Raw genomic sequence first — 23316 nt, 5'->3', positions numbered from 1 at the left:
CCGCCCGTCTGCGTTCTCAGTCCCCCCGCAAGCTCTCTCCTCCTCCCCCTGACTCTGCGCGGCCCAACCTGATAGGTTGCCCGGCGTCGGCGTCCCGTCGCCGGCGCTCCGCTTTCCATTGCACGCAGCACGGACGCTTCGTCTGTCCGATCCGACCCGAAAGGTGGACCCGACATGAACGAATGGCCCATCAAGCGCCAGATCTCCGGCCCGGTCGTCATGATCGGCCTCGGCACCATCGGCCGGGGCACCCTGCCGCTGATCCAGCGGCATTTCGACTATGACCCCGCCCGCTTCGTGGTCATCGATCCCGACGATGCCAGCCGCAGCCTGCTGGATGCCCGCGGCGTGCGCTTCATCCAGAAGGCGGTGACACCGGACAATTACCGCGAGCTGCTGACTCCGCTGCTGACGGAGGGCGAGGGCCAGGGCTTCTGCGTCAACCTGTCGGTCGATGTGTCCTCCCTCGACATGATCCGGCTCTGCCGGGAACTGGGCGTGCTGTACATCGACACGGTGGTGGAGCCGTGGGCGGGGTTCTACACCGACAGCGAACTGACCGCCTCGCAGCGCACCAACTATGCGCTGCGCGAAGCGGTGCGGGCGGAGAAGGCGGCCAGCCCCGGCGGCACGACCGCCGTGTCCTGCTGTGGCGCCAATCCGGGGATGGTGTCCTGGTTCGTGAAGCAGGCGCTGCTGGACGTGGCGCGCGACACCGGCACCAATCCCGACGGTACGGTGCCGCAGGACCGGGCGAGCTGGGCGGCGCTGATGCAGAAGACCGGCGTGAAGGGCATCCATGTCGCGGAACGCGACACGCAGCGGGCCCGCACGCCGAAGCAGCGCAACACCTTCGTCAACACCTGGTCGATTGCGGGCTTCATCTCCGAGGGGCTGCAGCCGGCGGAGCTGGGCTGGGGCACGCACGAGAAATGGTTCCCGCCGCTCGGCCAGGAGCATGAGGATGGCTGCCGCTCGGCGATCTACATGCTGCGCCCCGGGGCCGGCACCCGGGTGCGCAGCTGGACGCCGACGGCGCAGGCGCAGAACGGCTTCCTGGTGACCCACAACGAATCGATCTCCATCGCGGACTATTTCAGCGTGCGTGACGGCGACAGGGTCGTCTACCGGCCGACCTGCCACTATGCCTACCACCCCTGCGACGACGCCGTGCTGTCGCTGGACGAGATGGCGGGGCGCGGCTGGCTGGAGCAGCCGGAACTCCGCTTCCTCGACGAATTCGAGATCGTCGACGGCATCGACGAGCTGGGTGTCCTGCTGTTCGGCCATGGCCGCAATGCCTACTGGTACGGCTCGCAGCTCTCCATCGAGGAGACGCGGGAGCTGGCGCCCTACCAGAACGCCACCGGGCTGCAGGTGACTTCCGCCGTGATCGCCGGCATGGTCTGGGCGCTGGAGAACCCCGCCGCCGGGATCGTGGAGACCGACGAGATGGACTTCCGGCGCTGCCTGGAAGTGCAGCGGCCCTATCTGGGGCCGGTGATCGGCGTCTATACCGACTGGACGCCGCTGGACCGCCGTGCGGTGCTGTTCCCGGAGGATCTCGACCTGGAGGATCCCTGGCAGTTCCGCAACATCCTCGTCCGGTAGGCCGTCGCCGGCCGGTCGGTCTCCATCGAATCAAGATACCGGCAAGCAAGAATATCTGCCATTAGCAACGATTCTTTTCTGCAATTCGACTGAAATTGTCCCGGATATCGGGAAGAACTTTCGCTGTTTCGCGGCGTTGAACGGCTTGTGACTGTCACCGTCACAGACATCACTACGTCTATCCGACTGCCTGTTTCGTTTTCGTATCCGGGGGGCGGCGATGCCGGATCGCGCCCCGCGCAGCGAGCGATCGTCGACATGGATTGGATGAGCCGAAGCCAGACCAACCTTCGCGAACGGACGCCGGGCCCCGGTGAAACCCGGGTGCTGGTCGTCGACGACAATCCCGCGGTCTGCCGGCTTGCCGCGGAGATCGCCGAAGGGCTTGGTCTGGAGGCGGTGGTGGCCGACGGACCGGCCGGCTTCCTGCGGCGCTACGAGGAGGCTCTCCTTCCATCGTGCTCCTGGACCTGCACCTGCCGGGTTACGACGGCCTGGCATTGCTGAACGAACTTTACCGCCAGCACAGCCGGGCCCGGATCATCCTGATCAGCGGCGCCGACCGCCGCGTCCTGAAGTCCGCCAGTGAATTCGGCCGGTCGCGTGGATTGTCGATTGCCGGTGCACTGGAGAAGCCGTTCGCGGTCGAGGCGCTGGAAGCACTGCTGTCCGGTCTGGCGGAGCAGGAGATCCCGCGCGACCTGCCCGCGGAGGGCGGCGGGCCGACCGGCGAACTGTCCTGTTCCGACCTGGCCGCGGCGATCGCCGACGGCGACCTGTTCCTGCGCTACCAGCCGAAGCTGGTCCTGGGGCGGGAGGGGCGGCCCGACCGTATCGCCGGGGTCGAGGCACTGGTGCGATGGCGGCATCCGCGGCATGGCGAGGTGCCGCCGGCCCGGTTCATCGGCCTTGCCGAACAGTCCGGCCTGACCGGCGGGCTGACCGACACCGTGTTCCGCGCCGCCGCCGGCCAGGCGGCGCAGTGGCAGGCCGAAGGACTGCGCCTGCAGGTTGCCGTCAACCTGTCGCAGGCCCTGCTGGGCGACACCACATTGCCGGACCCCCTGGCGCGCACGGCCCGTGACGAAGGGGTGGCGCCGGGACGGATCACGCTGGAGGTGACGGAGAGCGCCGTGAGCCGGGACGCGGTGGCCGCGACCGAGGTCCTGACCCGCTTCCGCCTGAACGGCTTCGGCCTGTCGATCGACGATTTCGACACCGGCCATTCGTCACTGGTCGAACTCTACAAGATGCCGTTCAACGAGCTGAAGATCGACCGGACCTTCGTCTCCCAGGTGGAGCAGCAGGAAGAGGCGCGGGTGATCGTCCGCACCCTGGTCCGCATGGCGCATGAACTGGGCCTGCGCACTGTGGGCGAGGGGGTGGAGACGAAAGCCATGCTGGACTTCCTGCGTGATTGCGGCTGCGACGAGGTGCAGGGCTATGCCGTCAGTCGGCCGGTTCTGCCGGAGGCGGTTGCCGGGATCGTCGCCCGGCAGGGCCCTGGCCAGGCGGCCGTCAGCCCGGCAGGGTGACCACGAAGCGCGCGCCCAGGACATTGCCACCGGCATCGGTGGCATTGCCGGCCTCGATGGTGCCGCCCATCGCCTCGACGATCTGCTTGCAGATCGCCAGGCCCAGGCCGGAATGCTCGCCGAATGTCTCCTGCGGCGGCCGCTCGGTGAAGAAGCGCTGGAAGATCCGGCCGATATTCTCCGGCGGGATGCCCGGTCCCTGGTCCTGCACGCTGACCACGATCCGGCCGTCCCGGCGCAGCGCGCGCACGGCGATCACCCCCTGCGGCGGGCTGAACGACAGGGCATTGTCGATCAGGTTGCGGAACACCTGGCCCAGCCGGCCCTCGATGCCCCGTACCCGGAGCTGTTCCGCAGGCAGCTGCAGATCGAGCCGGCGGCCGTCCGGCCCCTCCATCCCGCGGGTATTGCGGTAGACCTCCGCCAGCGCCGACAGCATGGCGTTGATGTCGACGACCTCTTCCTCCGCCCGGCCCAGCTCGGCGTCCAGCCGGCTGGCGTCGGAGATGTCGCTGATCAGCCGGTCGATGCGCCCGACATCGGCATAGACGATCTCCATCAGCCGCTGCTTCTGCTCCGGCGATCTCGCCAGTTCCAGGGTCTCCACCGCGCTGCGCAGGCTGGTCAGGGGATTGCGCAGCTCATGCGCGACATCGGCGGCGAAGCGCTCGATCGCGTCGATCCGGCGGTACAAGGCGTCGGTCATGTCGCGCAGGCTGCCCGACAGCTCGCCGATCTCGTCGCCGCGACCGGTGAAGTCGGGGATCACCACCCGCCGGCCGCGGCCGGCATGGACCTGTTCCGCGGCACGCGCCAGGCGCCGCACCGGGCGGGCGATGGTGCGCGCCAGGAACACCGACAGCAGCACCGTCAGCGCCAGCACCAGCACGAACAGCTGCAGCACGTTCAGGCGCTGCTGCCGCACGGTGTCGTCGATCGCCCGGCTGTCTGTCTCCAGCAGCACCGCACCGACAATCCGGCGCAGGCCCTGGACCGGGATGGCGACGGTGATCACCAGCCGGTTGTCGGTCGCGGCGCGCAGGCCGGTGGCGACCTCCCCGTCCAGGGCGTAGAGCGCCTCTTCGTAGTCGGTGGCCTCGTCGACGATGTTCTGCACCCGCGGCGGCAGGTTCTCGTAGGTCGGGAAGATCAGGGTGTACTGGTCGTAGAGCCATTGCAGGATGCCTTCGACCGCGTCGGCATCGTCTGCCTCCGGCGGCGGCAGTTCCAGGGCCATGACGCCACGGCCGGAGCCGATCAGCGCACGGGAATCGGCGACCAGGGCGCCGTCCGCGGCGAACAGGCGCAGGTCCATGTCGGTGGCGGCGGCGATCCGGCGCACGATCGGCCGCGCCTCCGCGACATTCAGCCCGGGGGCGCCCTGGTCGTCGAGCGGGTCGCCGGCGGAGGGGAGCTGCTGGATCTCGGCCCGTCCTGCGCCGATGCGGGCCCTGCCGTCCGTCTCGCTGACGGCGGCCTCGCTCAGCGCGCCGGCGATCAGTTCGCCCTGCACGATCAGCGCGCGGATGTTCTGTTCCAGCAGCGAGTCGCGGTATTCGTCCAGGTAGAGCAGGCCGCCGACCAGCAGGATCGGGGCCAGCATGTTGATCGCCAGGATGCGGCTGAGCAGCCGCCGCGCCGGGGTCGTGGCGGCGCTGCGGCGCGGGGCCTCACCCTCCTCCGCGTCACGGTCGCGGCGACCAGGCATACTGGAACCGGACGCGCCCCCGCCGGGGTCGGCCGTGCCGGCCTCGTCGGACCGGGACATGGCCTAGACTTCTGAGTAGCGGTAGCCGATGCCGTAGAGGGTCTCGATCGAGGAGAAGTCGGGATCGATCACCTTGAACTTCTTCCGCAGCCGCTTGATGTGGCTGTCGATCGTGCGGTCGTCGACATAGACATTGTCGTCATAGGCGGCGTCCATCAGCTGGTCGCGGCTTTTGACATGGCCCGGGCGCTGGGCCAGGGCCTGCAGGAGCATGAACTCGGTGACCGTCAGGGTGACGGATGTCCCGCGCCAGGTGCAGAGGTGACGGCTGCGGTCCAGCACCAGCTGGCCGCGGATCATCTTCTGCTCGGCATCCTCGGAGACCTTCTGGCTGCCGTCGGCGCGGCGCAGGACCGCGCGCACCCGCTCGATCAGCAGGCGCTGCGAGAACGGCTTCCGGACATAATCGTCCGCGCCCATCTTCAGCCCCAGAACCTCGTCCACCTCGTCATCCTTGGAGGTCAGGAAGATCACGGGGACGTTGGAGGTGCGCCGCAGCTTCTGAAGGGTTTCCATGCCGTCCAGCCGCGGCATCTTGATGTCCAGCACAACCAGGTCGACGGGCTGGGCGGCAATGCCGCGCAGGGCATCGGCACCGTCGGTATAGGTGCTGACGGTATAGCCCTCGCTCTCCAGGGCGATCGAAACCGATGTCAGGATATGGCGGTCGTCGTCGACGAGGGCGATATTTGCGTTCACACCGTAACCTCTTGTGACACCGGCCCCACCCCCGCGGACCGGATCCCGTACCCCGGGCAGCCTTGCCTGCCGGTGCGCGATCGTGGCATCCGGCATCCTGATCCGCCAGCCGGGGCGCCAGAGGCGGCGGGAGGGTGCGAGACCGAGATGGGAAACCTGGGATACCGATCCAGGAACCAGACGTGGCGCAGCCGGAAATATGGCAGTGTTGACCACAGAAAGATCTTCGGCAAGTCAATGAGATGAGCGAGACCGGCACGACCGATGCCAGGGGCAGCGAAACCCCGCCCGGCACCCTCTCCCGGCGGCTGCTGCGGCAGGCCGCGACCGGCACCCTTGCGACCCTGATGAAAGCCGGTCGAAGCGGCGAATCGGGTGATCTGGCCGGCTGGCCGCATGCGTCGATGGTGCTCGTGGCGGCGGCGCCCGACGGCACGCCGGTGCTGCTGCTGTCGGACCTGGCGCAGCACAGCGCCAATGCCAGCGCGGACGACCGGGTGGCGCTGGCGGTGGCCGGCAGCATGACGCCCGCCGGCGGAGCCGCACGAACCGCCGCGGATCCCCTGGCCGGGCCGCGCGCGAGCCTGCTGGGTCGGCTGGCGCCGCCGCCGGCCGCGGACGATGCGGCGCTGCGGGCACGCTTCCTGGCCCGCCATCCGCAGGCGGCAGGCTACGCCGCCTTTGCGGATTTCCGTCTCTGGACCCTGCAGGTGGAGGCCGCGCACCTGGTCGCGGGCTTCGGCCGGATCGCTTGGGCGACGGGCGGGCAGTACCGCTTCGCCGGCCCGACGGCGGCACTGGCGGCGGCGGAGGCCGGCATCGTCGACCATATGAACGCCGACCATGCCGACGCCATCGCCTTGTACGCCACCATCCTGTGCGGCGCCCCGCCGGCCGACTGGCGAATGACCGGCTGCGATCCGGAGGGCATCGACATGCGGGCCGGAGACGGCACGGGACCTGTCCTGCGGCTGGACTTCGATGCGCCGATCGCCGATGCCGCGGCGGCTCGCGCCGCACTGGTCGCGCTGGTGCAGCGGGCCCGTGCGGCCGGTGGTGCCGGCGATGCGGAGAAGCCTGCCTAGGCGGCGTTGCCGGCCTGGGCCGCCCGCCGCCGGGCGAAGCTTGCCAGCCGGACGGCAAGGGCGACGCTGGCCGCCAGGGCCATGAAGGCGGCGACCAGCCACAGCCCCGCAGCGAACTGGCCGGCCGACAGCAACAGGCCGATCAGCAGCGGCGCGGTGGCGGCGCCGACATCCAGGCCCGAATAGACGAAACCGAAGATGCGGCCGGTCGCCCCTTCCGGCGCGGCGGCGCGGACCAGCATGTCGCGCGACGGGATGGTGACGCCGTAGCCCAGGCCGGCGACGGCGACGACGGCATAGAGGCTGATCGCGGCGAAGGGCACCGAGGCGACAAGCAGCACGCCGGCGATCGCCACGGCCAGCCCGGCCGCGACGATCCGGTCGTGCTTCACCACCCGGTCGGCCAGCATGCCGCCGAACAGGATGCCGACGGAGACGGCGACCAGGAAGCAGGTCAGCGCCTCGGCGCTGATCCGCTCCGGCCGGTCGAACAGGCCGTGCTGGATCGCGGGCAGGAAGGACTGGAAGCCGACGCCGGCCGCCGCCAGGCAGGTGAAGTAGAAGAAGGACAGCAGCACCGGCGGCATCGCGAACATGCGCAGCGACCCCATGATGCCGCCGTCATTGGCGGCCGCGGTGCGGTTTTCGCCGCGGGCGCGTTCCTCCGCCGTGCCGCGCGGGTCGACGAAGCTGCCGCTCAGCGCGATCACCGCCAGCAGCACGACGAGGCCGCCGATCCCGGCCGCCGCCAGCGCCACCCGCCAGCCATAGGCCTCCGCCAGCAGCACCATGGTCAGCGGCGCCGCGGCATAGCCGGCATAGCCGCCGAAAGTGTGGACGGCATAGCCGCGGGCCATGCGGCTGGCGCTGATGGTCGCGGTCAGGACCGAATAGTCGGCCGGATGGAAGACGGAATTGCCCATGCCGGCCAGCACCGACAGCAGCAACAGCGCCAGGAAGCCGTCCGCCTGGCTCATCAGGCCGGAGGCGATGCACAGGAGGGCGGTGCCGGCGAACAGCATGATCTTCGGACCGAAACGGTCCACCAGGAAGCCGGCCACCGTCTGGCTCGCGCCGGAGGCGACGTAGAAGCCGGTCATCACCAGGCCGAGCTCGACATAGCTGACACCCAGGCCGGCGCTCACGAAGACGAACAGCGGCGGCAGCGCGAGCTGGAAGAAGTGGCTCAGGAAATGGGCGCTGCTGACGGCGCCCATGACGACGATGTCCCGGTTCAGCGATGCGGTGGCTGCGGTCATGGCATTGCGTCCTGCATGGGGGGCCGCGGGGCCGCCCTGTCCGTTCTCTTGTCCCGTTTCAGTCGATGGCGATCACGACCTTGCCGAAATGGCCGCCCGCGGCCATATGGGCGAAGGCCTCCGGCGCTTCCGCGAAGCCGAAGCGGCGCTCGTCCAGGACGGGCTTCAGGCCGGCCGCCTGGATGGCGCGGATCATCTCTTCGGTATCCTCGCGGCTGCCGACGGTGACACCCTGCAGCCGGACCTGCCGCATCACCACCAGCGGCAGGTTGATCTCCGGCTTCGGTCCGCCGAGCACGCCGATCAGGCTGATCATGCCGCCGATGCGGACCGCCTTGATGGACTGGTCGAGGGTGTCGGCGCCGCCAAGCTCGACGATATGGTCGATGCGGTCAGCGCCTACCAGAGCGGCGGCCGCCTTCCCCCATTTCGGTTCCTGGCGGTAGTTGATGCCATGGTCGGCGCCCATTGCCAGTGCCCGACCCAGCTTCTCGTCGCTGGACGAGGTGATCACCACCGTGGCGCCGGCCAGCTTGGCGAACTGCAGGGCGAACAGGGCGACGCCGCCGGTTCCCTGGATCAGCACCACGTCGCCGGGGCGGGTCTGGCCCAGACCGATCAGGGCGCTCCAGGCCGTGACCCCGGCGCAGGGCAGGCTCGCCGCCTCCAGGTCGGACAGGTCCTCGGGGGTGTGGACCAGGGCGGATTCGTGGAACAGCCGGTATTCGGACAGCACGCCGTCATGGGGACTGCCCAGGCCGCCGCTCATCTTTTCCGCGTTCGGACGGCCGGACACCCAGCTTGGCAGGAAGGCATTGAGGACGCGGTCGCCGGGCCGCACCCGGCTCACGCCGGCGCCCACGGCCGCCACCTCGCCCGCCGCGTCGGCGGCCGGGATGATCGGCAGCTTCTGGCGCGGGTTGTACTGGCCCTGCACCATCAGCAGGTCGCGGAAGTTCAGCGACACCGCCCGGATCCGCACCAGAACCTCGCCGGGCCCTGGCTCCGGCTCCGGCCGCTCGGCAAATGCCAGCTTGTCGAGGCCGAAGCCCCCCTCCACCTGCAACACACGCATGACCGATACGCCCTTCCGCACATCCTCCCCGCCGGTCGCCCATCCCGTCGTCGCACAACCCCGTCGTCGCACGACGCGGTGCGCGCAGACCGGCACGCGATCCTCCTCTGCCGCGACCCGGGACCGCCGCAACCTGCCGGTTGCCGATGCCTCAGGCGGACGGGGGCGGGGCCGGAACTCTGGCCCGTTCGCGATGCGGAATCAATTTGCGGGCAGCGCAGGGCTGGCCTGCAACATGCAGATATGCGGTTGGCCGGGCGGTCGCGCGGAAGCTGCGCAGGCGGGCTATTCGGCAGCCTGGGCGTGGAGGATGTGCAGCATGTCGTCGCTCTCCACCGCCTCCGGCGACAGTTCGGGGCCGGCGGCAGCCCGTGCATAGAGCGGCTCCCGGTCGCCCTGCAGGCTGTCCAGCAACTGGTCGAAATCGTCGATCACGAAATAGACCTGCTGCAGATCGTCGATGCGGTAGCGGGTGCGCATCACCCGGTCCGCGCGGAAGCCGATCCGCCGGGGGGCGGGATCCTCCAGCGCGTAGACGGATTCCCGTGCCGACGACAGGATGCCGGCGCCGTAGATGCGCAGGTCGTCGCCGCGCGATCCGCGGACCAGGCCGAACTCGACGGTGTACCAGTACAGCCGGGCCAGTCGATCGATCCGGCCAGCGCGGGCGGCAGCCAGGCCAGCCGCGCCATAGGCCTGCATGAAGTCGGCGAACACCGGATCGGCCAGCATCGGCACATGGCCGAAGACGTCGTGGAAAACGTCGGGTTCCTGCAGATAGTCCAACTGGTCGGCGCCCCGGATGAAGGCGCCGGCCGGAAAGCGGCGGTTGGCCAGATGCTCGAAAAACACGGGATCGGGCACCAGGTCGGGCACCGCCACCACCTGCCAGCCGGTGCGGGCGGCCAGACGCTCGCTCAGGCGGCCGAAATGCGGGATGCCGCCATCCGACAGTGCCAGCCGGTCGAGCGCCTGCAGGAATTCCGGGCAGGCGCGCTGCCGCAGCATCCGGACCTGGCGGGCATGCAGCAGGTCCCAGCGGGCATGTTCGGCCGGGCTGTACCGCTCCCACGCCTGGTCGATGGTGTAGTCGTCGGCGATCGGGCCATGCGGCCGGTGGCTATGTCGGGCTGTTGCATCCATGCCTCTGAATATGGGGTCGGGCCGCTGAAAAATCTTATCCCGTTTTGTGGCAGATCATGGAATTATGAACAAAGTAATTCACCGATGCGCCATATCTGAAACAGGATTGTCATGGAGCTGACTGACCAGGATCGGGCCATCCTTCGCCTGCTGCAACAGGACGCGACCCTGACCCTGCAGGCCCTGGCGGACCAGGTCGGCCTCAGCCAGGCCTCGGTCTGGCGGCGCCTTCAGGGGCTGGAGAAGGGCGGCGCGATCCAGGGCCGGGTCGCCCTGGTCGATCCGGACAGGGTCGGCGTGCCGGTCTGCGTGCTGACCAGCCTGACGATCCGCGACCATGCGGCGGAAACCCGCGCCGCGTTCGAGGCCTTCGTCAAGTCGCGCGAGGAGATCATGGAATGCTACGCTGTCTCCGGCTCCTACGACTACATGCTGATGGTCCGGGTCGAAGACGTGGCTGCATACGAGGCGTTCCTGATGAACCATGTGCTGGGCAACCCGGTCGTCGCTTCGGCGGCATCCGCCTTCACGTTGCGCCGGCTGAAATACACCACGGCGGTGCCGCTGTGACCGCCCCGCACCGGAGCCTGGCATCGGGGTTCGCGGTTGTGCTGATCCTGCTGACGGCAGCCTGCGGTGGCAGCGGATCCCACCTTGTCGAGGAGGCACCGTCGCGCTTCGCCGGGATGGACCGGCGGACCTTGAATGCCTGCGCAGGCACCCCGACCGCGGTCGAGGATGCGGCCGGCGGCACGGTGCTGCACTACGAGATGAGCAGTGCCCGGCAGGTGGACATCCCGCGGCCCGATCCCGGGCCGGGCCGCGTCGGCTCCGCCTCCGATGCGCTGCCGCCGCCGCCCAGCGTGACCTATCGCAGGAACTGTTCGGCCCGCTTCCTGGTCCGCGACGGCCGGGTCGTAGATGCCGCATTCGACGGCCGCGCGGCCGGCGGCGAGCCTGCGCCGGCGGCCTGCGAACCCTTTGTCCGCCGCTGCCTGAGGGGCGGGTGACGGACATGCCGCCACCAGCCGTGCCGCATCCGGCCATGCACGGCGACGTTAACCAGACGGAAAAACGGTCCATATACATTTCCGCACCGGTGCCGCAGGCGGGGCTGCATGGCATCGCAACCGGGGGCCTTCCCGCCCGGGCTTTCCCATTCTTGGGCCAACCGATGGCGTTCGATGGCTGAACAGAGCCAGGGACATGCAGGACCGTCCGACCGGGGCATCCGCCTCAAGGCGATGGCGCAGATCGTCGCCATCGCCCTGCTGGGGCTGATCGGCGCCGGCTTTGCCGAGACGATGGCCTACCGGGCCACGACATCGGATGCCCGGGCGGACGCGATCGCGGATCTCGGCGGCGTCCGCGCCCTGATGGAAAGCCGGCTGAATGCCGACGTGCAGCTGACCCGCGGGCTGATCAGCTACATAAAGGTGCATCCCGATCTGGACCAGCAGGAGTTCGAGTTGCTGGCCGGCGACCTGATCGCCAGCGGCCAGAGCCATATCCGCAATATCGGCCTCGCCCGCAACCTGGTGATCAGCCATGTCTATCCGATCGCCGGCAACGAGACCGCGCTGGGCCTGGACTATCGCAGGCTGCCGGCGCAATGGCCGATGGTGGAACAGTCGATCCGGGAGAAGCGGGTCATGATGGCCGGGCCGCTGGACCTGGTGCAGGGCGGGGTCGGACTGATCAGCCGCTTCCCGATCTTCCTCGACATGCCGGCCTCGATCACCGGCCGCCCCAACCGCAACCGTGCGGACCCGCCGCTCTGGGGCCTCGTCTCCACGGTGATCGACTTCCCCGCCTTCCTGGACAGCGTCGGCCTGCCCGCCCTGCGGGAGCACTACAGTCTGGTGCTGGTAGGGCGCGATGGCACCGGCGCCGCGGGGGACCCGTTCTGGGGGGCCGCGGCGGTGCTGTCGCAGAACCCCGTCACCCTCACCATCGCCCTGGTCTCCGGCGAATGGATGCTGGCTGCGGTGCCGGTCGACGGCTGGCCATCATGGTCGCGGCACATCCTGCTGATCGGCGGGCTGACCGGCACCCTGTTCCTGCTGGCGGTGGCGGTCGTGCTGCTGCAGATGCGGACGGAACTGGCGCAGGCGCGGACCGGCCGTCTGCTGGAGACGGCGCGCAACGAGGCGGTGGCATCACGCATCGCGGCGGAACGGGCAAGCGCGGCCAAGTCGCACTTCCTGGCGAACATGAGCCACGACCTGCGCACGCCCCTGAACTCCATCATCGGCTTCTCGGAAATGATCCGCCGCGAAGTGTTCGGGCCCGGCTGGCATCCGAAATACGGCGAATATGTCGGCCATATCCATGACTGCGGCCAGTCGCTGGTGGCGATGATCAACGACATCCTCGACCTCGCGAAGATCGAGACCGAGGACTACCGCATGCAGGTGTCCGACATCGACGTGCCGGCCCTGCTGCGCGAGATCGCGACCAGCTGGCAGGCCCGGCTGGGCAAGCACAGGGTGGAGCTGCGCCTGGCTCCTGACGCGCCTGTCATCCTTCAGGGCGACCCCCTGGCGGTCCGCCGGATCCTGGAGAACCTGCTGTCGAACGCTCAGCACTATGCCGGCGACGAGGCCACCATCCTGATCCTCTGGACCCCAGGCAAGGCCGGCGATGCCTGCCTCGGCGTGGTCGATGACGGGGCCGGCATCCCGGCCGATCAGATCCCCAGCCTGGTGGAGCCGTTCTACCAGGGCGGCAGCGATCATGGCCGCCATGCCGAACAGACCCGCCGGGCCGCCGGCCACGGCCTGGGGCTGAGCATCGTGAAGCGCTTCGCGGAACTGCATGACGGCGGCCTGCGGATCGAGAGCGAGCTGGGACAGGGGGCCGCCTTCTACATCGACTTCCCGGCCGCACGCCTCAGGCGGGCGACCGCGGTCGCCTAGGGGCGGCAGCGGCGTTCGGGCCGGCGGCGGCGTTCGGGCCGGCGGCCTGTCCCGGATGTCGCGATGCGGCAGCGGTTCGTTCGCTTGCCGGCAAGCCCCGTCGCGACCGGCCGGCTATCCTGCCGCGATGCATCCGCCGCCCCAGCAGGAGCCGCAGCCATGACGACCGAGCGCAGCGACGATTTCGATCCCTTCATGACCGCCGTCCTCTCCAACCGGATCGAGGGCATCATCCGGGAGATGACCAACACCCTGCTGCGCGCGGCGCGGTCCGGTGTCATCAACAGCGCGCGCGACTTCTCCTGCTCGATCTGCACCGGCGACAACCGGCTGCTGTTCTCCGCCGAGGGACTGCCGATCCACATCTTCGGCAGCCACCTGCAGACCCGGGCGATGACCGACTTCAATCCGGACATGGCGGAGGGCGACTGCTACCTGCACAACGACCCCTATTCCGGCAATACCCATGCCGCCGACCATACCTACCTGGTCCCCGTCTTCGTCGGCGGCGAGCACCTGTTCACCGCGGTGGCGAAGGCGCACCAGGCCGATATCGGCAATGCGTTGCCGACCACCTACATGGCCGGGGCGAAGGATCAGTACGAAGAGGGCGCGCTGATCTTTCCCGCAGTGCGAATCCAGCGCGACTACAAGATGGTCGACGATGTGGTGCGCATGTGCCGGTCGCGGATCCGGGTGCCGGGACAGTGGTATGGCGACTTCCTGGCCGGCATCGGCGCCGCCCGGATCGCCGAACGGCGGCTGAAGGAGCTGTGCGAGAAGTACGGCGCGGAGACGATCAAGGCCTTTGTCGGCCACTGGTTCGCCTATTCGGAGCAGCGGATGGTGAACGCGATCCGCAAGCTGCCCGCCGTCACCCTGCGCAACACCGGCCGCCACGACCCGTTCGGCGACCTGCTGCCCGACGGCATCCCGTTGAACGTCGAGCTCCGCATCGACCCGGAGACGGCCTATATCGACGTCGACCTGACGGACAATGTCGACAATGTCGATTGCGGCTTCAACGAGAGCGAGGCCTGCACCTCGTCTTCCGTCGTCGCCGGCGTCTTCAACTCCCTGGACCGGTCGGTGCCGCGCAATGCCGGCTCGTTCCGGCGGATCCGCCTGCACCTGCGCGACGGCTCGGTCTGCGGCCGGCCGAAATTCCCGCATTCCTGCTCGGTCGCGACCACCAATGTCGCGGACCGGCTGGTCAACATGGTGCAGTCCGCCTTCGCGCAGATCAGTGACGGCTATGGCCTGGCGGAAGGCGGCATGGGGCTGGGCGCGGGCTGTGCGGTGATTTCCGGTGACGACCCCCGTGCCGGCGGCGAGCCCTTTATCAACCAGCTCTTCCTGTCGAATTCCGGCGGTCCGGGCGGGCCGTCCGCCGACGGCTGGGTCACCTACGGCCTGCCGGTCGCGGCCGGCCTGATGCTGCGCGACTCGGTGGAGATCGACGAACTGAAGCACCCGATGCAGGTGCGCTACCTGCGGATCATGTCGGGCACCGGCGGCGCCGGCCGGCATCGCGGCGCGCCGGCGATGGAGATGGCCTACGGACCCACCGCGGACAGCATGGAAGTGCTCTGGCCCTGCGACGGCACGGTCTATCCGCCGCGCGGCGTGCGCGGCGGGCTCGACGGCCTGCCCTGCCGCCACTGGAAGGTGTCCGCCAACGGCAACGAGGAGGAACTGCCCAGCGTCGGGGCGATCACCCTGCGGCCGGGCGAGGCGGTGCGCGGCAACCAGGCCGGCGGCGGCGGTTACGGCTCGCCGCTGGAGCGCGATCCGGAACGGGTGCTGCGCGACGTGCTGGAGGGCTATGAGACCGCGGAGCGCGCGCGCGATGTTTATGGCGTGGCTCTGCGGCAGGACGACGGCTACGATGCCCTCTCCATCGATGCGGAGGCCACGGCGGCGCTGCGCCGGCAGCTCGCTGACGCCGTTCCGGCCTGAGCGGCGGCCGCGCGGCGGCTGCGCACCCGAAGGCGGGACCGGAAGGCAGGAGATGACGGACAAGGAAGAGGCGGCCCGGTTCCTGGAGGCCAACCCCGATGTCGAGGTGCTGGAAGCCTATGTCGTCGATGTGAACGCCGTGCCCCGCGGCAAGTGGATCCCGCGGGAGCGGGCGCTGGACGTGCTGACCGACGGGATGGCGATCCCGCGTTCGGTCTATGCCCTCGACGTCTGGGGCCGCGACGTCGCCGCCGCCGGCCTGGCGAAGGGAACCGGCGATCCGGACGGCCTCTGCCTGCCGATCCCGGGCACCCTGTCGCGGGTGACCTGGCTGCAGCGGCCGACCGCCCAGGTGATGCTGCAGATGACCGACGGCCATGGCGGCGGCATCTCCAGCGACCCGCGCAACGTCCTGGCCGCGGTACTGGCGCGTTTTGCCGCGCAGGGCCTGACCCCGGTCCTGGCGACGGAGCTGGAGTTCTACCTGATCGATCCGGTGCGCAGTGCGCTGGACCCGGTGCGGCCGCCGAACTCCCGCGATGGCCGCTGGCAGAGCGGCCAGACCCAGGTGCTCTCCATCGCCGAACTGCAGGACTACGAGGAGGTCTTCCACGACATCGCGGTGGCCTGCCGGGCGCAGGGCGTGCCGGCCGACACCACCCTGCGGGAGAACGGCCCCGGCCAGTACGAGATCAACCTGAACCATGTCGCGGACGGCCTGAAGGCGGCCGACCATGCGGTGCTGCTGAAGCGCATCGTGAAGGGGGTCGCCCGCCGCCACGACCTGGACGCCACCTTCATGGCAAAGCCCTACGGCATCCAGGCCGGCAGCGGCATGCATGTGCATTTCTCGCTGCTGGATGCGGTCGGGCGCAACGTCTTCGTTGGCGAGGGCGGGCCGTCGCCGGCCCTGATGCACAGCGTCGGCGGCATGCTGGCGCATATGGCCGACAGCATCGCCGTGTTCGCGCCGCATGCGAATTCCTACCGCCGCCTGCGGCCCAGTGAGCATGCGCCCACCTTTGCCTCCTGGGGCCATGACAACCGCTCCGCCGCGGTGCGGGTGATCTCCGCCGGCGCGGCGACCCGTATCGAGCACCGGGTGGCCGGCGCGGACAGCAATCCCTACCTGGTCCTGGCGATGATCCTGGGCGCGGCGCTGGACGGCATGACGGCGGGCACCGACCCGGGGGCGCCGATCGCCGGCGACAGCCATACGCCTGCGCACGACCCGCTGCCGACGAACTGGGACTATGCCCTGCGCCGCTTTTCGGAATCGGACTTCGCCCAGGGCAATTTCGGCATGGACTATCTGTCGCTCTACACCGCCTGCAAGGAGCAGGAGCTTGCCGAATTCTCCATCCGGGTCACCGATGTCGAATACGACGCCTATATCCGCACCGCCTGACGCGGCGCCTGCTGCGGACGGTGCCGGTGGCGGCAATCCCGGCCATGCCCCGTCATGGTACGCGGCCTCCGCTCGCGACCGTCGCCTGCGGCCGCCGCTGGAGGGTGAGGTCGAGGCGGATGCCTGCATCATCGGTGCCGGCTTCACCGGCATCTCCGCCGCCCTGGAGCTGGCGGAGCGCGGCTTCCGGGTGGTCGTCCTGGAGGCGGAACGGATCGGCTTCGGCGCGTCGGGGCGCAATGGCGGGCAGATCGTCAACGGCTACAGCCGCGACCTGGACACCATCGCCGGCCGCTACGGCCCGGAGAAGGCGGCGGCCTTGGCCGCCATGTCGCTGGAGGGCGGCCGCATCATCCGCGACCGCATCGCGCGCTATCGCATCGACTGCGACCTGCGCGACGGCGGCTTCTTCGCCGCCTTCACCGCGCGGCAGATGCGCGAGCTGGATGCGGTGCGCACCACCTGGCAGGCCTATGGCCATGACGGCCTGGAGATGGTCAGCCGGGCAGAGGTCGGGCGCTACGTGGCCAGCGACCGCTATGCCGGGGGCATGATCGACCGTCACGGCGGCCATATCCATCCGCTGAACCTGGTGCTGGGCCAGGCCGCGGCAGCGGAAGGACTGGGCGCGGCGATCCACGAACGCTCCCGCGCGGTGCGGGTGGAAGGCGGCGCCGCGCCTGCCGTCCATACCGCCGCCGGCAGGGTGCGCTGCCGCGATGTCCTGGTCTGCGGCAACGCCTATCTGGGCAGCCTGCTGCCGGAGATCGGCCGCCACATGATGCCGGTGTCCAGCCATGTTATGGCGACCGAGCCGCTGGGGGAGGCACGGGCCAAGGCGCTGCTGCCCGCCGACTTCTGCGTCGAGGATGCGAACTATGTGCTGGACTATTACCGGCGCACCGCCGACCACCGCCTGCTCTATGGCGGCGGCATCGGCTATGGCGGGCGCGACCCGTCCGACATCGTGGGGCTGCTGCGGCCGAACATGCTGAAGACCTTTCCCGGCCTCGCCGATGTCCGGATCGACTATGCCTGGAGCGGCAATTTCGCGCTGACCTTCAGCCGGATCCCGCATGTCGGGCGGCTGCCGGACGGCGTCTGGTTCTCCCACGGCGACAGCGGCCATGGCGTCACCACCACCCACCTTCTGGGCCGCATCCTGGCGGAAGCCGTGGCGGGAGAGAGCGCCCGCTATGCGGTCTGGAGCGCGCTTCCGAACATGCCCTTCCCGGGCGGCCGCGCTTTCCGGGTGCCGCTGACGGTGCTTGGCGCCTGGTGGTTCGGCCTGCGCGACCGGCTGGGCATCTGAGGGCCCGCGCCGCTCAGCCGCCGGGCGCTTCCCGTGCGGCCTCCCGCGAGGCCTCGATAAAGGCACTGGGCGACATCCCGGTCTCTGCCCGGAAGGCGCGGCTGAAATGGGCAGGGTCGGTGAAGCCGACGTCGAATGCGAGCTGGGTGACCGACGGGCGGGCAGGGCCCGCTGCGGCCAGGCGCTGGCGCGCCTCCGCGATGCGGCGGCCACGAATCAGGCCCGACAGCTGCAGCCCCTGCTCCGCGAACAGCCGCTGCAGGTAGCGCGGCGACAGGCCCAGGCTGCGGGCCACCAGTCCCGGGCGCAGTTCGGGCCGGGCCAGATTGGCGTCGATGAAACGCAGGGCGCGCTGGCGGTGCGCGGTGCGCACGGCGCTTTCGCCGCTGTCGGCCGCAGCCGGGGCGGAAATCGCCAGCGCCAGCAGGTCGGCCAGGCATTTCAGCACGCCGGACTGCTCCGACGGCTGGCCGCGGTCCAGGGCATGGCCGTGGGCCAGACATGACCGCAGATAGTCCAGGAAGATCGCGACCATCGCCGTGTCGCCGGCGAAGGTCCTTGCGGTCAGGTCGTCGGCGAAGGGAATCCGGTCGCGGACAGGGCCGGCGGGCATGCGCAGCGCCGTGAAGCGGTCGCGTTCGGGCTGGCTGTAGACATAGGGCGCGCCGGTGCAGACGAAGCCCAGGTCGCCGGGCCGCAGGTCGCCGGTGCGGCCGAACTGGGTGAGGGTCAGCGGGCTGCGGCCGGTCAGCGGGATCATGTAGAACTCGTCGACCTGCTTCCGGACATGCTCCGGCCGGAGGCGGACCTCCATCGGGTCGCATTCCAGGGTGCCGACCCGCAGGGCGGCGATGTCCCGGATGAACATGCGCCCCACGGCGAAGTCGCCGGGCCGGGTCGCCAATTCCAGCGGATAATAATGCTCGCACAGCGCCTCGGCCCAGGCGCCGGCGCGGCGCCCTGGCGTGGGGACCGACGCCACGTCGAACAGCAGGTCCGTGTCCGCCCCCTGCGGCCGGGTGCCGATCTCCGTTCCATCCTGTGCTGCACGCTGCATCGACGGCCTGTCGTTGCGCCTGCCCGTCTCCATCTCCGCGGGCCCGGTCAGGCTATCACAGTCCGCTGCCGCCGGTCGAAACCCCGTCCGCGGCTGCCGGTATCGGGGCCGGTTGGGATCCCGCCTGCTGTGCCGCTGTCTGCTGCGCCGCCTGCCGCGCCGCCGCATAGGCGCGGACCCGGCTGTCGCGGCCGCGCACCTCCACCGGCCCGATCTCCAGCAGGCCGGGCGGCCGCCCGGCGGCGGACCAGCTGGTTTCCGCCACCAGCAGGTAGGTGTCATGGGCCTTGCACATGCTTTCCAGGCGCTGCGCCAGGTTCACCGTGTCGCCGTAGACGGTGAAGGTCTGGTGGCTCGACCCGCCGACGATGCCGGCGGCGACGGGGCCGGTGGCAATGCCGATGCGGATGCGCACCCTCTCGCCGCCGAAGCGGTGGTTGCGGACCAGCTCCTGCAGGTCGCGGGCCGCGCGCAGCGCGCAGGCGGCATGCTGGTCCAGCAAGCGCGGCGCGTTGAAGGCGGCCAGGAAGCCGTCGCCGGCGAAACCGACCACCACGCCGCCGGCATCGGCCACCATCGCGGTGGCGCGTTCGAAATAGCCGTTCAGCAGGGCGATCAGCTCCGCCGGGGGCAGCCGCTCCGACAGGTGGGTGAAGCCGGCGATATCGACGAACATCACCGTCGCCTCCCGGGTCTGCGGTGCCAGCGCCGTCGGGTCGCGCATCAGCCGGGTGGCGATCTCAGACGGCACGTACTGACCGAACACCGCCAGCGCGTTCGCCCGTTCCCGGTCCAGGGCAGCGCGGTCGCGCACCACCCGGCGCGCCCGCTTCACCGCCAGGGCAAGGATGCCGGCGGTGACCAGGATGAAGAAGACCTCGGTCACCCGGCTTTCCGCGGCGGCGAAGTTCACCGACTTCACCACCGCCAGATACTCCGCGGCGGAAGGCGTGGGCGGCAGATCCGACCAGTGCAGCGGGTTCTCCAGCTGGCTGGCGGCATGGGCCCAGCCTGCCACCCAGCCGAGCACGCCGATGCCGGCCGTCCACAGCACCAGGGCCGGGGACAGGGCCAGGGCGGCGATGGCGATGAAGGGGAAGACGTAATAGATGCCGATGACCTGGTAGTTGACGATCACCGGCACCTCGCCACCCAGGTCCGGCGGCACCAGCGCGCCGACCAGGGCCAGGGCGGCGACATCCAGGGTCAGGAAGAAGAAGCGCTGCCAGCGCCGTTCGGTGCCGCGATAGAGGGAGTGCAGGTGCCACAGGCCCGGCAGCAGGAACAGGGCGGCGGCGCCGACGAACAGGGCATTGGTCGGGAAGGGCGGAAAGCTGGCGCCGTAGACGGCGAACAGCCCGATGGCGGCGGTGCGTCCCCATTGCGCCAGCCGCATGCCGTTGCGTTCGGCGCGGTCCAGATCCGCGTTCGCGCCGTCCGGCAGATTGCGGCCTGGCGCCGCCACTGCCCCTGCGCCGGCCTGTGCCACGACGTCCCCGTCTACCATCCGCTGCGCCGCCCTGCTTCGACCGCCCACACCCAGAAGATCGGCCGCGGCGCCGAAATGTCGAGGGCGGGGCCCGGCCGGATCAGTGCGCCTGGCCCCAGCTGTCGCCGGCGCCGGCCTCGACCTCCAGCGGCACGCTGAGGTCGGCGGCCCCCTGCATCACCTTCGCCACCAGGGTCTTGGTCCTGTCGACCTCGCCCTCCGGCACCTCGAACAGCAGTTCGTCATGCACCTGCAGCAGCATCCGCGCGGCCAGGCCGGCTTCGGCGATCGCCGGCGGCAGCGCGACCATGGCGCGCTTGATGATGTCGGCGGCGGTGCCCTGGATCGGCGCGTTGATCGCCGCGCGCTCGTTGAAGGCGCGCTCCGCCGGGTTCTTGGAATTGATCCCCGGCAGCACGCAGCGCCGCCCCCAGAGGGTGGTGACGAAGCCCTGCTCGTGCGCCTCCCGGCGCTTGGCGTCCATATAGGTCTTCACCCCGGGATAGCGCTCGAAATAGGCGTCGATGAAGCGCTTCGCCTCACCCTGCGGGATGCCCAGATTGTTCGCCAGGCCGAAGGCGGAGATGCCGTAGATGATGCCGAAGTTGATCGCCTTGGCCGACCGCCGGACCATCGGGTCCATCCCCTCGATCGGCACGCCGAATACCTCCGACGCGGTCAGCGCATGGATGTCGATGCCGTCGTGGAAGGCCTGCTTCAGCTGCGGGATGTCGGCGATGTCGGCCAGGATGCGCAGCTCGATCTGGGAATAGTCGGCGCTGACCAGCTTGTGCCCCGGTTCGGCGACGAAGGCGGCGCGGATCTTGCGCCCCTCCTCGGTGCGGACCGGGATGTTCTGCAGGTTCGGTTCCGACGATGACAGCCGCCCGGTGGAGGTCGCGGCCAGGGCGAATGAGGTATGCACCCGCCCCGTCTCGGCGTTGATCTCCGCCTGCAGGGTATCGGTATAGGTGCTTTTCAGCTTCGCCAGCTGGCGCCAGTCCAGTACCCGCCGCGGCAGGTCGTGGCCTTCCGCCGACAGCCGCTCCAGCACGTCGGCGCCGGTGCCCCAGGCGCCGTTCTTGCCCTTCCTGCCGCCGGGCAGGCTCATCTTCTCGAACAGGATCTCGCCCAGCTGCTTGGGCGAACCGACGTTGAACCGTTCCCCGGCCAGTTCCTGGATCTCCGCCTCCAGCGCGGTCATGCGTTCGGCGAAATCCGCCGACAGCCGCTGCAGCGCGGCGGGATCGACCTTGATGCCGGCGAACTCCATGTCGGCGATCACCGTGGCCAGCGGCCGGTCCAGGGTCTCGTACAGCGCGACCCGGCGGGACCGCAGCAGCATCGGCCGCAGCACATGGTGCAGGCGCAGGGTGATGTCGGCATCCTCCGCCGCATAGGCGCAGGCGGCGTCCAGGGCGACCCGGTCGAAGGTGATCTGCGCCTTGCCCTTGCCGCAGACCTCCGCATAGGGGATCGGCCTGTGGCCCAGATGCAGTTCCGACAGCTCGTCCATGCCATGGCCATGGCCCGGATCGGCGGTATAGGACAGCAGCATGGTGTCGTCGATCGGCGCCACCCGGATGCCGGCCTTCAGGAACATCACCATGTCGTACTTGATGTTCTGGCCGACCTTCAGGACCGCCGGATCCTCCAGCAGCGGCTTCAGCGCGGCCAGCGCCTCCGCCTCCGGGATCTGTTTCGGCGGCGTCGGGTCGTCCGCCAGGTCGCCGGCGGAGACATGACCCAGGGGAATGTAGCAGGCCTCCCCCGGCTCCACCGCCAGGGAAACCCCGCACAGCCGCGCGCGCCGCGGCGACAGGTCGGTCGTCTCGGTATCCACCGCGACCCGTCCGGCGGACGTGGCGCGGTCGATCCAGTCCTGCAGCGCCGCCATGTCCTGCACCAGGCGGTAGTCGGTCTTCGCCACCGCCGGTGCCTGCGCGGACAGCGGCTCGCCATGGCCGTCGCCCTGCACGACGCCGCGGCCGACGACCTCTTCCGGCTGCGCGGCCTCCAGGCCATGCGCCTTGATCACCCTGGCCTTCAGGGTGCGGAATTCCATCTCGTCCAGGAAGCCGATCAGCTTCGTTTCGTCGACCCGCCGGATCGCGAAGTCGTCCAGGCGTTCCGTCACCGGCACGTCGTCGCGCAGGCGCACCAGCTCGCGGCTGATCCGCGCCTGTTCGGCGAACTGGATCAGGTTCTCCCGCCGCTTCGGCTGCTTGATCTCCGCCGCCCGTTCCAGCAGGGCGTCCAGGTCGCCATATTCGCCGATCAGCTGCGCCGCGGTCTTGATGCCGATGCCGGGCACACCGGGCACATTGTCGGTGGAATCGCCGGCCAGCGACTGCACGTCGACCACCCTGTCGGGGGCGACGCCGAACTTCTCCAGCACCTCCTTTTCGCGCAGTTCCCTGTTCTTCAGCGGATCCAGCAGCCAGACCCCGTCGCCCACCAGCTGCATCAGGTCCTTGTCGGAGGAGACGATGACCACGTCCGCGCCTTCCGCCCGGGCCCGCTTCGCAAAAGTGGCGATCAGGTCGTCGGCCTCGAACCCCTCCATCTCGATCGCCGGCAGGGAGAAGGCGCCGCAGGCCTCCCGGATCATGGCGAACTGCGGCACCAGGTCCTCCGGCGGTTCGTCGCGGTTGGCCTTGTAGTCGGGATAGATGTCGTTGCGGAAGGTGGCGCGGGCGGCGTCGAAGATCACCGCGATATGGCTGACCCGTCCGTCGGCGGCGGCATCCTCCAGCAGCTTGTTCAGCATGTTGCAGAAGCCGGAGACGGCGCCGACGGGGGCGCCGTCGCTCTTGCGGGTCAGCGGCGGCAGGGCGTGATAGGCCCGGAAGATGTATCCGGAACCGTCCACCAGGTAGAGGCGGTGGCGGGTCGCGCCATCGCGCTGCGCTGCGGGGGAGAGTGTCGCGTTGTCGGCCATGGCGCTACTATGCCCCAGCCGCCGGGATGGCGAAACGCAAGTTTCTGCCAGCGGCAC

18 protein-coding genes are annotated in these 23316 nt (G+C 69.7%); 10 read left to right on the top strand and 8 right to left on the bottom strand.

The features are described 5' to 3' along the window. The first annotated feature begins 174 nt into the window (after nucleotides 1-174). From ACFOGJ_RS12395 to ACFOGJ_RS12385, 3 genes are all read left to right on the top strand, one after another. On the top strand, nucleotides 175-1611 hold the full coding sequence (locus ACFOGJ_RS12395; RefSeq protein ID WP_379900770.1) for a homospermidine synthase: 1437 nt from the start codon (nucleotides 175-177) through the stop codon (nucleotides 1609-1611). Nucleotides 1612-1758: 147 nt separating this feature from the next. Beyond that, the gene (locus tag ACFOGJ_RS12390; RefSeq protein WP_379900768.1) at nucleotides 1759-2118 is read left to right on the top strand and encodes a hypothetical protein; all 360 of its coding nucleotides are present in this window, start codon (nucleotides 1759-1761) and stop codon (nucleotides 2116-2118) included. Further along, nucleotides 2070-3146, top strand: a complete 1077-nt coding sequence (locus tag ACFOGJ_RS12385; RefSeq protein ID WP_379900766.1) for an EAL domain-containing response regulator — start codon at nucleotides 2070-2072, stop codon at nucleotides 3144-3146. The genes ACFOGJ_RS12390 and ACFOGJ_RS12385 overlap by 49 nt, the downstream gene beginning before the upstream one ends. On the opposite strand, the gene ACFOGJ_RS12380 is transcribed toward ACFOGJ_RS12385, so the two are convergent. Beyond that, nucleotides 3130-4914 (bottom strand): stimulus-sensing domain-containing protein, encoded by a 1785-nt coding sequence (locus tag ACFOGJ_RS12380; RefSeq protein WP_379900764.1) that lies wholly within the window; start codon nucleotides 4912-4914, stop codon nucleotides 3130-3132. The genes ACFOGJ_RS12385 and ACFOGJ_RS12380 overlap by 17 nt on opposite strands. Nucleotides 4915-4917: 3 nt before the next feature. Then, nucleotides 4918-5613, bottom strand: coding sequence for a response regulator (locus ACFOGJ_RS12375; RefSeq protein WP_379900762.1), 696 nt, complete (start codon nucleotides 5611-5613; stop codon nucleotides 4918-4920). Nucleotides 5614-5855: 242 nt separating this feature from the next. On the opposite strand from ACFOGJ_RS12375, the gene ACFOGJ_RS12370 reads away from it, so the two are divergent. After that, the gene (locus tag ACFOGJ_RS12370; protein WP_379900760.1) at nucleotides 5856-6698 is read left to right on the top strand and encodes a HugZ family pyridoxamine 5'-phosphate oxidase; all 843 of its coding nucleotides are present in this window, start codon (nucleotides 5856-5858) and stop codon (nucleotides 6696-6698) included. Here the strand turns inward: ACFOGJ_RS12370 and ACFOGJ_RS12365 are convergent. From ACFOGJ_RS12365 to phhA, 3 genes are all read right to left on the bottom strand, one after another. Continuing rightward, nucleotides 6695-7957, bottom strand: a complete 1263-nt coding sequence (locus tag ACFOGJ_RS12365) for an MFS transporter (protein WP_379900758.1) — start codon at nucleotides 7955-7957, stop codon at nucleotides 6695-6697. The two genes, ACFOGJ_RS12370 and ACFOGJ_RS12365, sit on opposite strands and share 4 nt — an antisense overlap. Before the next feature lie 58 nt (nucleotides 7958-8015). Then, the gene (locus tag ACFOGJ_RS12360; RefSeq protein ID WP_379900756.1) at nucleotides 8016-9032 is read right to left on the bottom strand and encodes a zinc-dependent alcohol dehydrogenase family protein; all 1017 of its coding nucleotides are present in this window, start codon (nucleotides 9030-9032) and stop codon (nucleotides 8016-8018) included. 285 nt (nucleotides 9033-9317) lie between these two features. Further along, the gene (phhA, locus tag ACFOGJ_RS12355; RefSeq protein ID WP_379900754.1) at nucleotides 9318-10175 is read right to left on the bottom strand and encodes a phenylalanine 4-monooxygenase; all 858 of its coding nucleotides are present in this window, start codon (nucleotides 10173-10175) and stop codon (nucleotides 9318-9320) included. Between the two features lie 111 nt (nucleotides 10176-10286). Between phhA and ACFOGJ_RS12350 the strand changes: the two genes are divergently transcribed. The 6 genes from ACFOGJ_RS12350 (at nucleotide 10287) to ACFOGJ_RS12325 (ending at nucleotide 17772) form a co-directional block, all read left to right on the top strand. Then, the gene (locus ACFOGJ_RS12350; RefSeq protein ID WP_379900752.1) at nucleotides 10287-10745 is read left to right on the top strand and encodes an Lrp/AsnC family transcriptional regulator; all 459 of its coding nucleotides are present in this window, start codon (nucleotides 10287-10289) and stop codon (nucleotides 10743-10745) included. Beyond that, nucleotides 10742-11185 (top strand): hypothetical protein, encoded by a 444-nt coding sequence (locus ACFOGJ_RS12345; RefSeq protein WP_379900750.1) that lies wholly within the window; start codon nucleotides 10742-10744, stop codon nucleotides 11183-11185. The genes ACFOGJ_RS12350 and ACFOGJ_RS12345 overlap by 4 nt, the downstream gene beginning before the upstream one ends. Before the next feature lie 174 nt (nucleotides 11186-11359). Next, entirely contained in the window at nucleotides 11360-13093 is a 1734-nt protein-coding gene (locus tag ACFOGJ_RS12340) for a sensor histidine kinase (RefSeq protein WP_379900748.1), read from the top strand. Between the two features lie 159 nt (nucleotides 13094-13252). Further along, the gene (locus ACFOGJ_RS12335; protein WP_379900746.1) at nucleotides 13253-15052 is read left to right on the top strand and encodes a hydantoinase B/oxoprolinase family protein; all 1800 of its coding nucleotides are present in this window, start codon (nucleotides 13253-13255) and stop codon (nucleotides 15050-15052) included. A gap of 52 nt (nucleotides 15053-15104) precedes the next feature. Beyond that, nucleotides 15105-16460: a glutamine synthetase family protein gene (locus ACFOGJ_RS12330; protein WP_379900744.1), complete on the top strand. Its 1356-nt coding sequence runs from the start codon at nucleotides 15105-15107 to the stop codon at nucleotides 16458-16460. Continuing rightward, nucleotides 16426-17772, top strand: coding sequence for an NAD(P)/FAD-dependent oxidoreductase (locus ACFOGJ_RS12325; protein ID WP_379900742.1), 1347 nt, complete (start codon nucleotides 16426-16428; stop codon nucleotides 17770-17772). Before ACFOGJ_RS12330 ends, ACFOGJ_RS12325 begins: the two co-directional genes overlap by 35 nt. A 13-nt stretch (nucleotides 17773-17785) precedes the next feature. Here ACFOGJ_RS12325 and ACFOGJ_RS12320 read toward each other — a convergent pair whose 3' ends face one another. The 3 genes from ACFOGJ_RS12320 to polA form a co-directional block, all read right to left on the bottom strand. Then, a complete protein-coding gene (locus ACFOGJ_RS12320) occupies nucleotides 17786-18829 on the bottom strand; it encodes a helix-turn-helix domain-containing protein (RefSeq protein ID WP_379900741.1) in 1044 nt (347 codons plus the stop codon). Between the two features lie 55 nt (nucleotides 18830-18884). Then, the gene (locus ACFOGJ_RS12315; protein WP_379900739.1) at nucleotides 18885-20336 is read right to left on the bottom strand and encodes an adenylate/guanylate cyclase domain-containing protein; all 1452 of its coding nucleotides are present in this window, start codon (nucleotides 20334-20336) and stop codon (nucleotides 18885-18887) included. 82 nt (nucleotides 20337-20418) lie between these two features. Beyond that, nucleotides 20419-23259, bottom strand: coding sequence for a DNA polymerase I (gene polA, locus ACFOGJ_RS12310; protein WP_379900737.1), 2841 nt, complete (start codon nucleotides 23257-23259; stop codon nucleotides 20419-20421). Nucleotides 23260-23316 lie beyond the last annotated feature (57 nt).

The organism is Marinibaculum pumilum (assembly GCF_042646425.1).
Lineage (GTDB): Bacteria > Pseudomonadota > Alphaproteobacteria > Ferrovibrionales > Ferrovibrionaceae > Marinibaculum > Marinibaculum pumilum.
The sequence above is the reverse complement of the archived record's forward strand: the minus strand, read 5'-3'. Positions and strand labels throughout refer to the sequence as shown.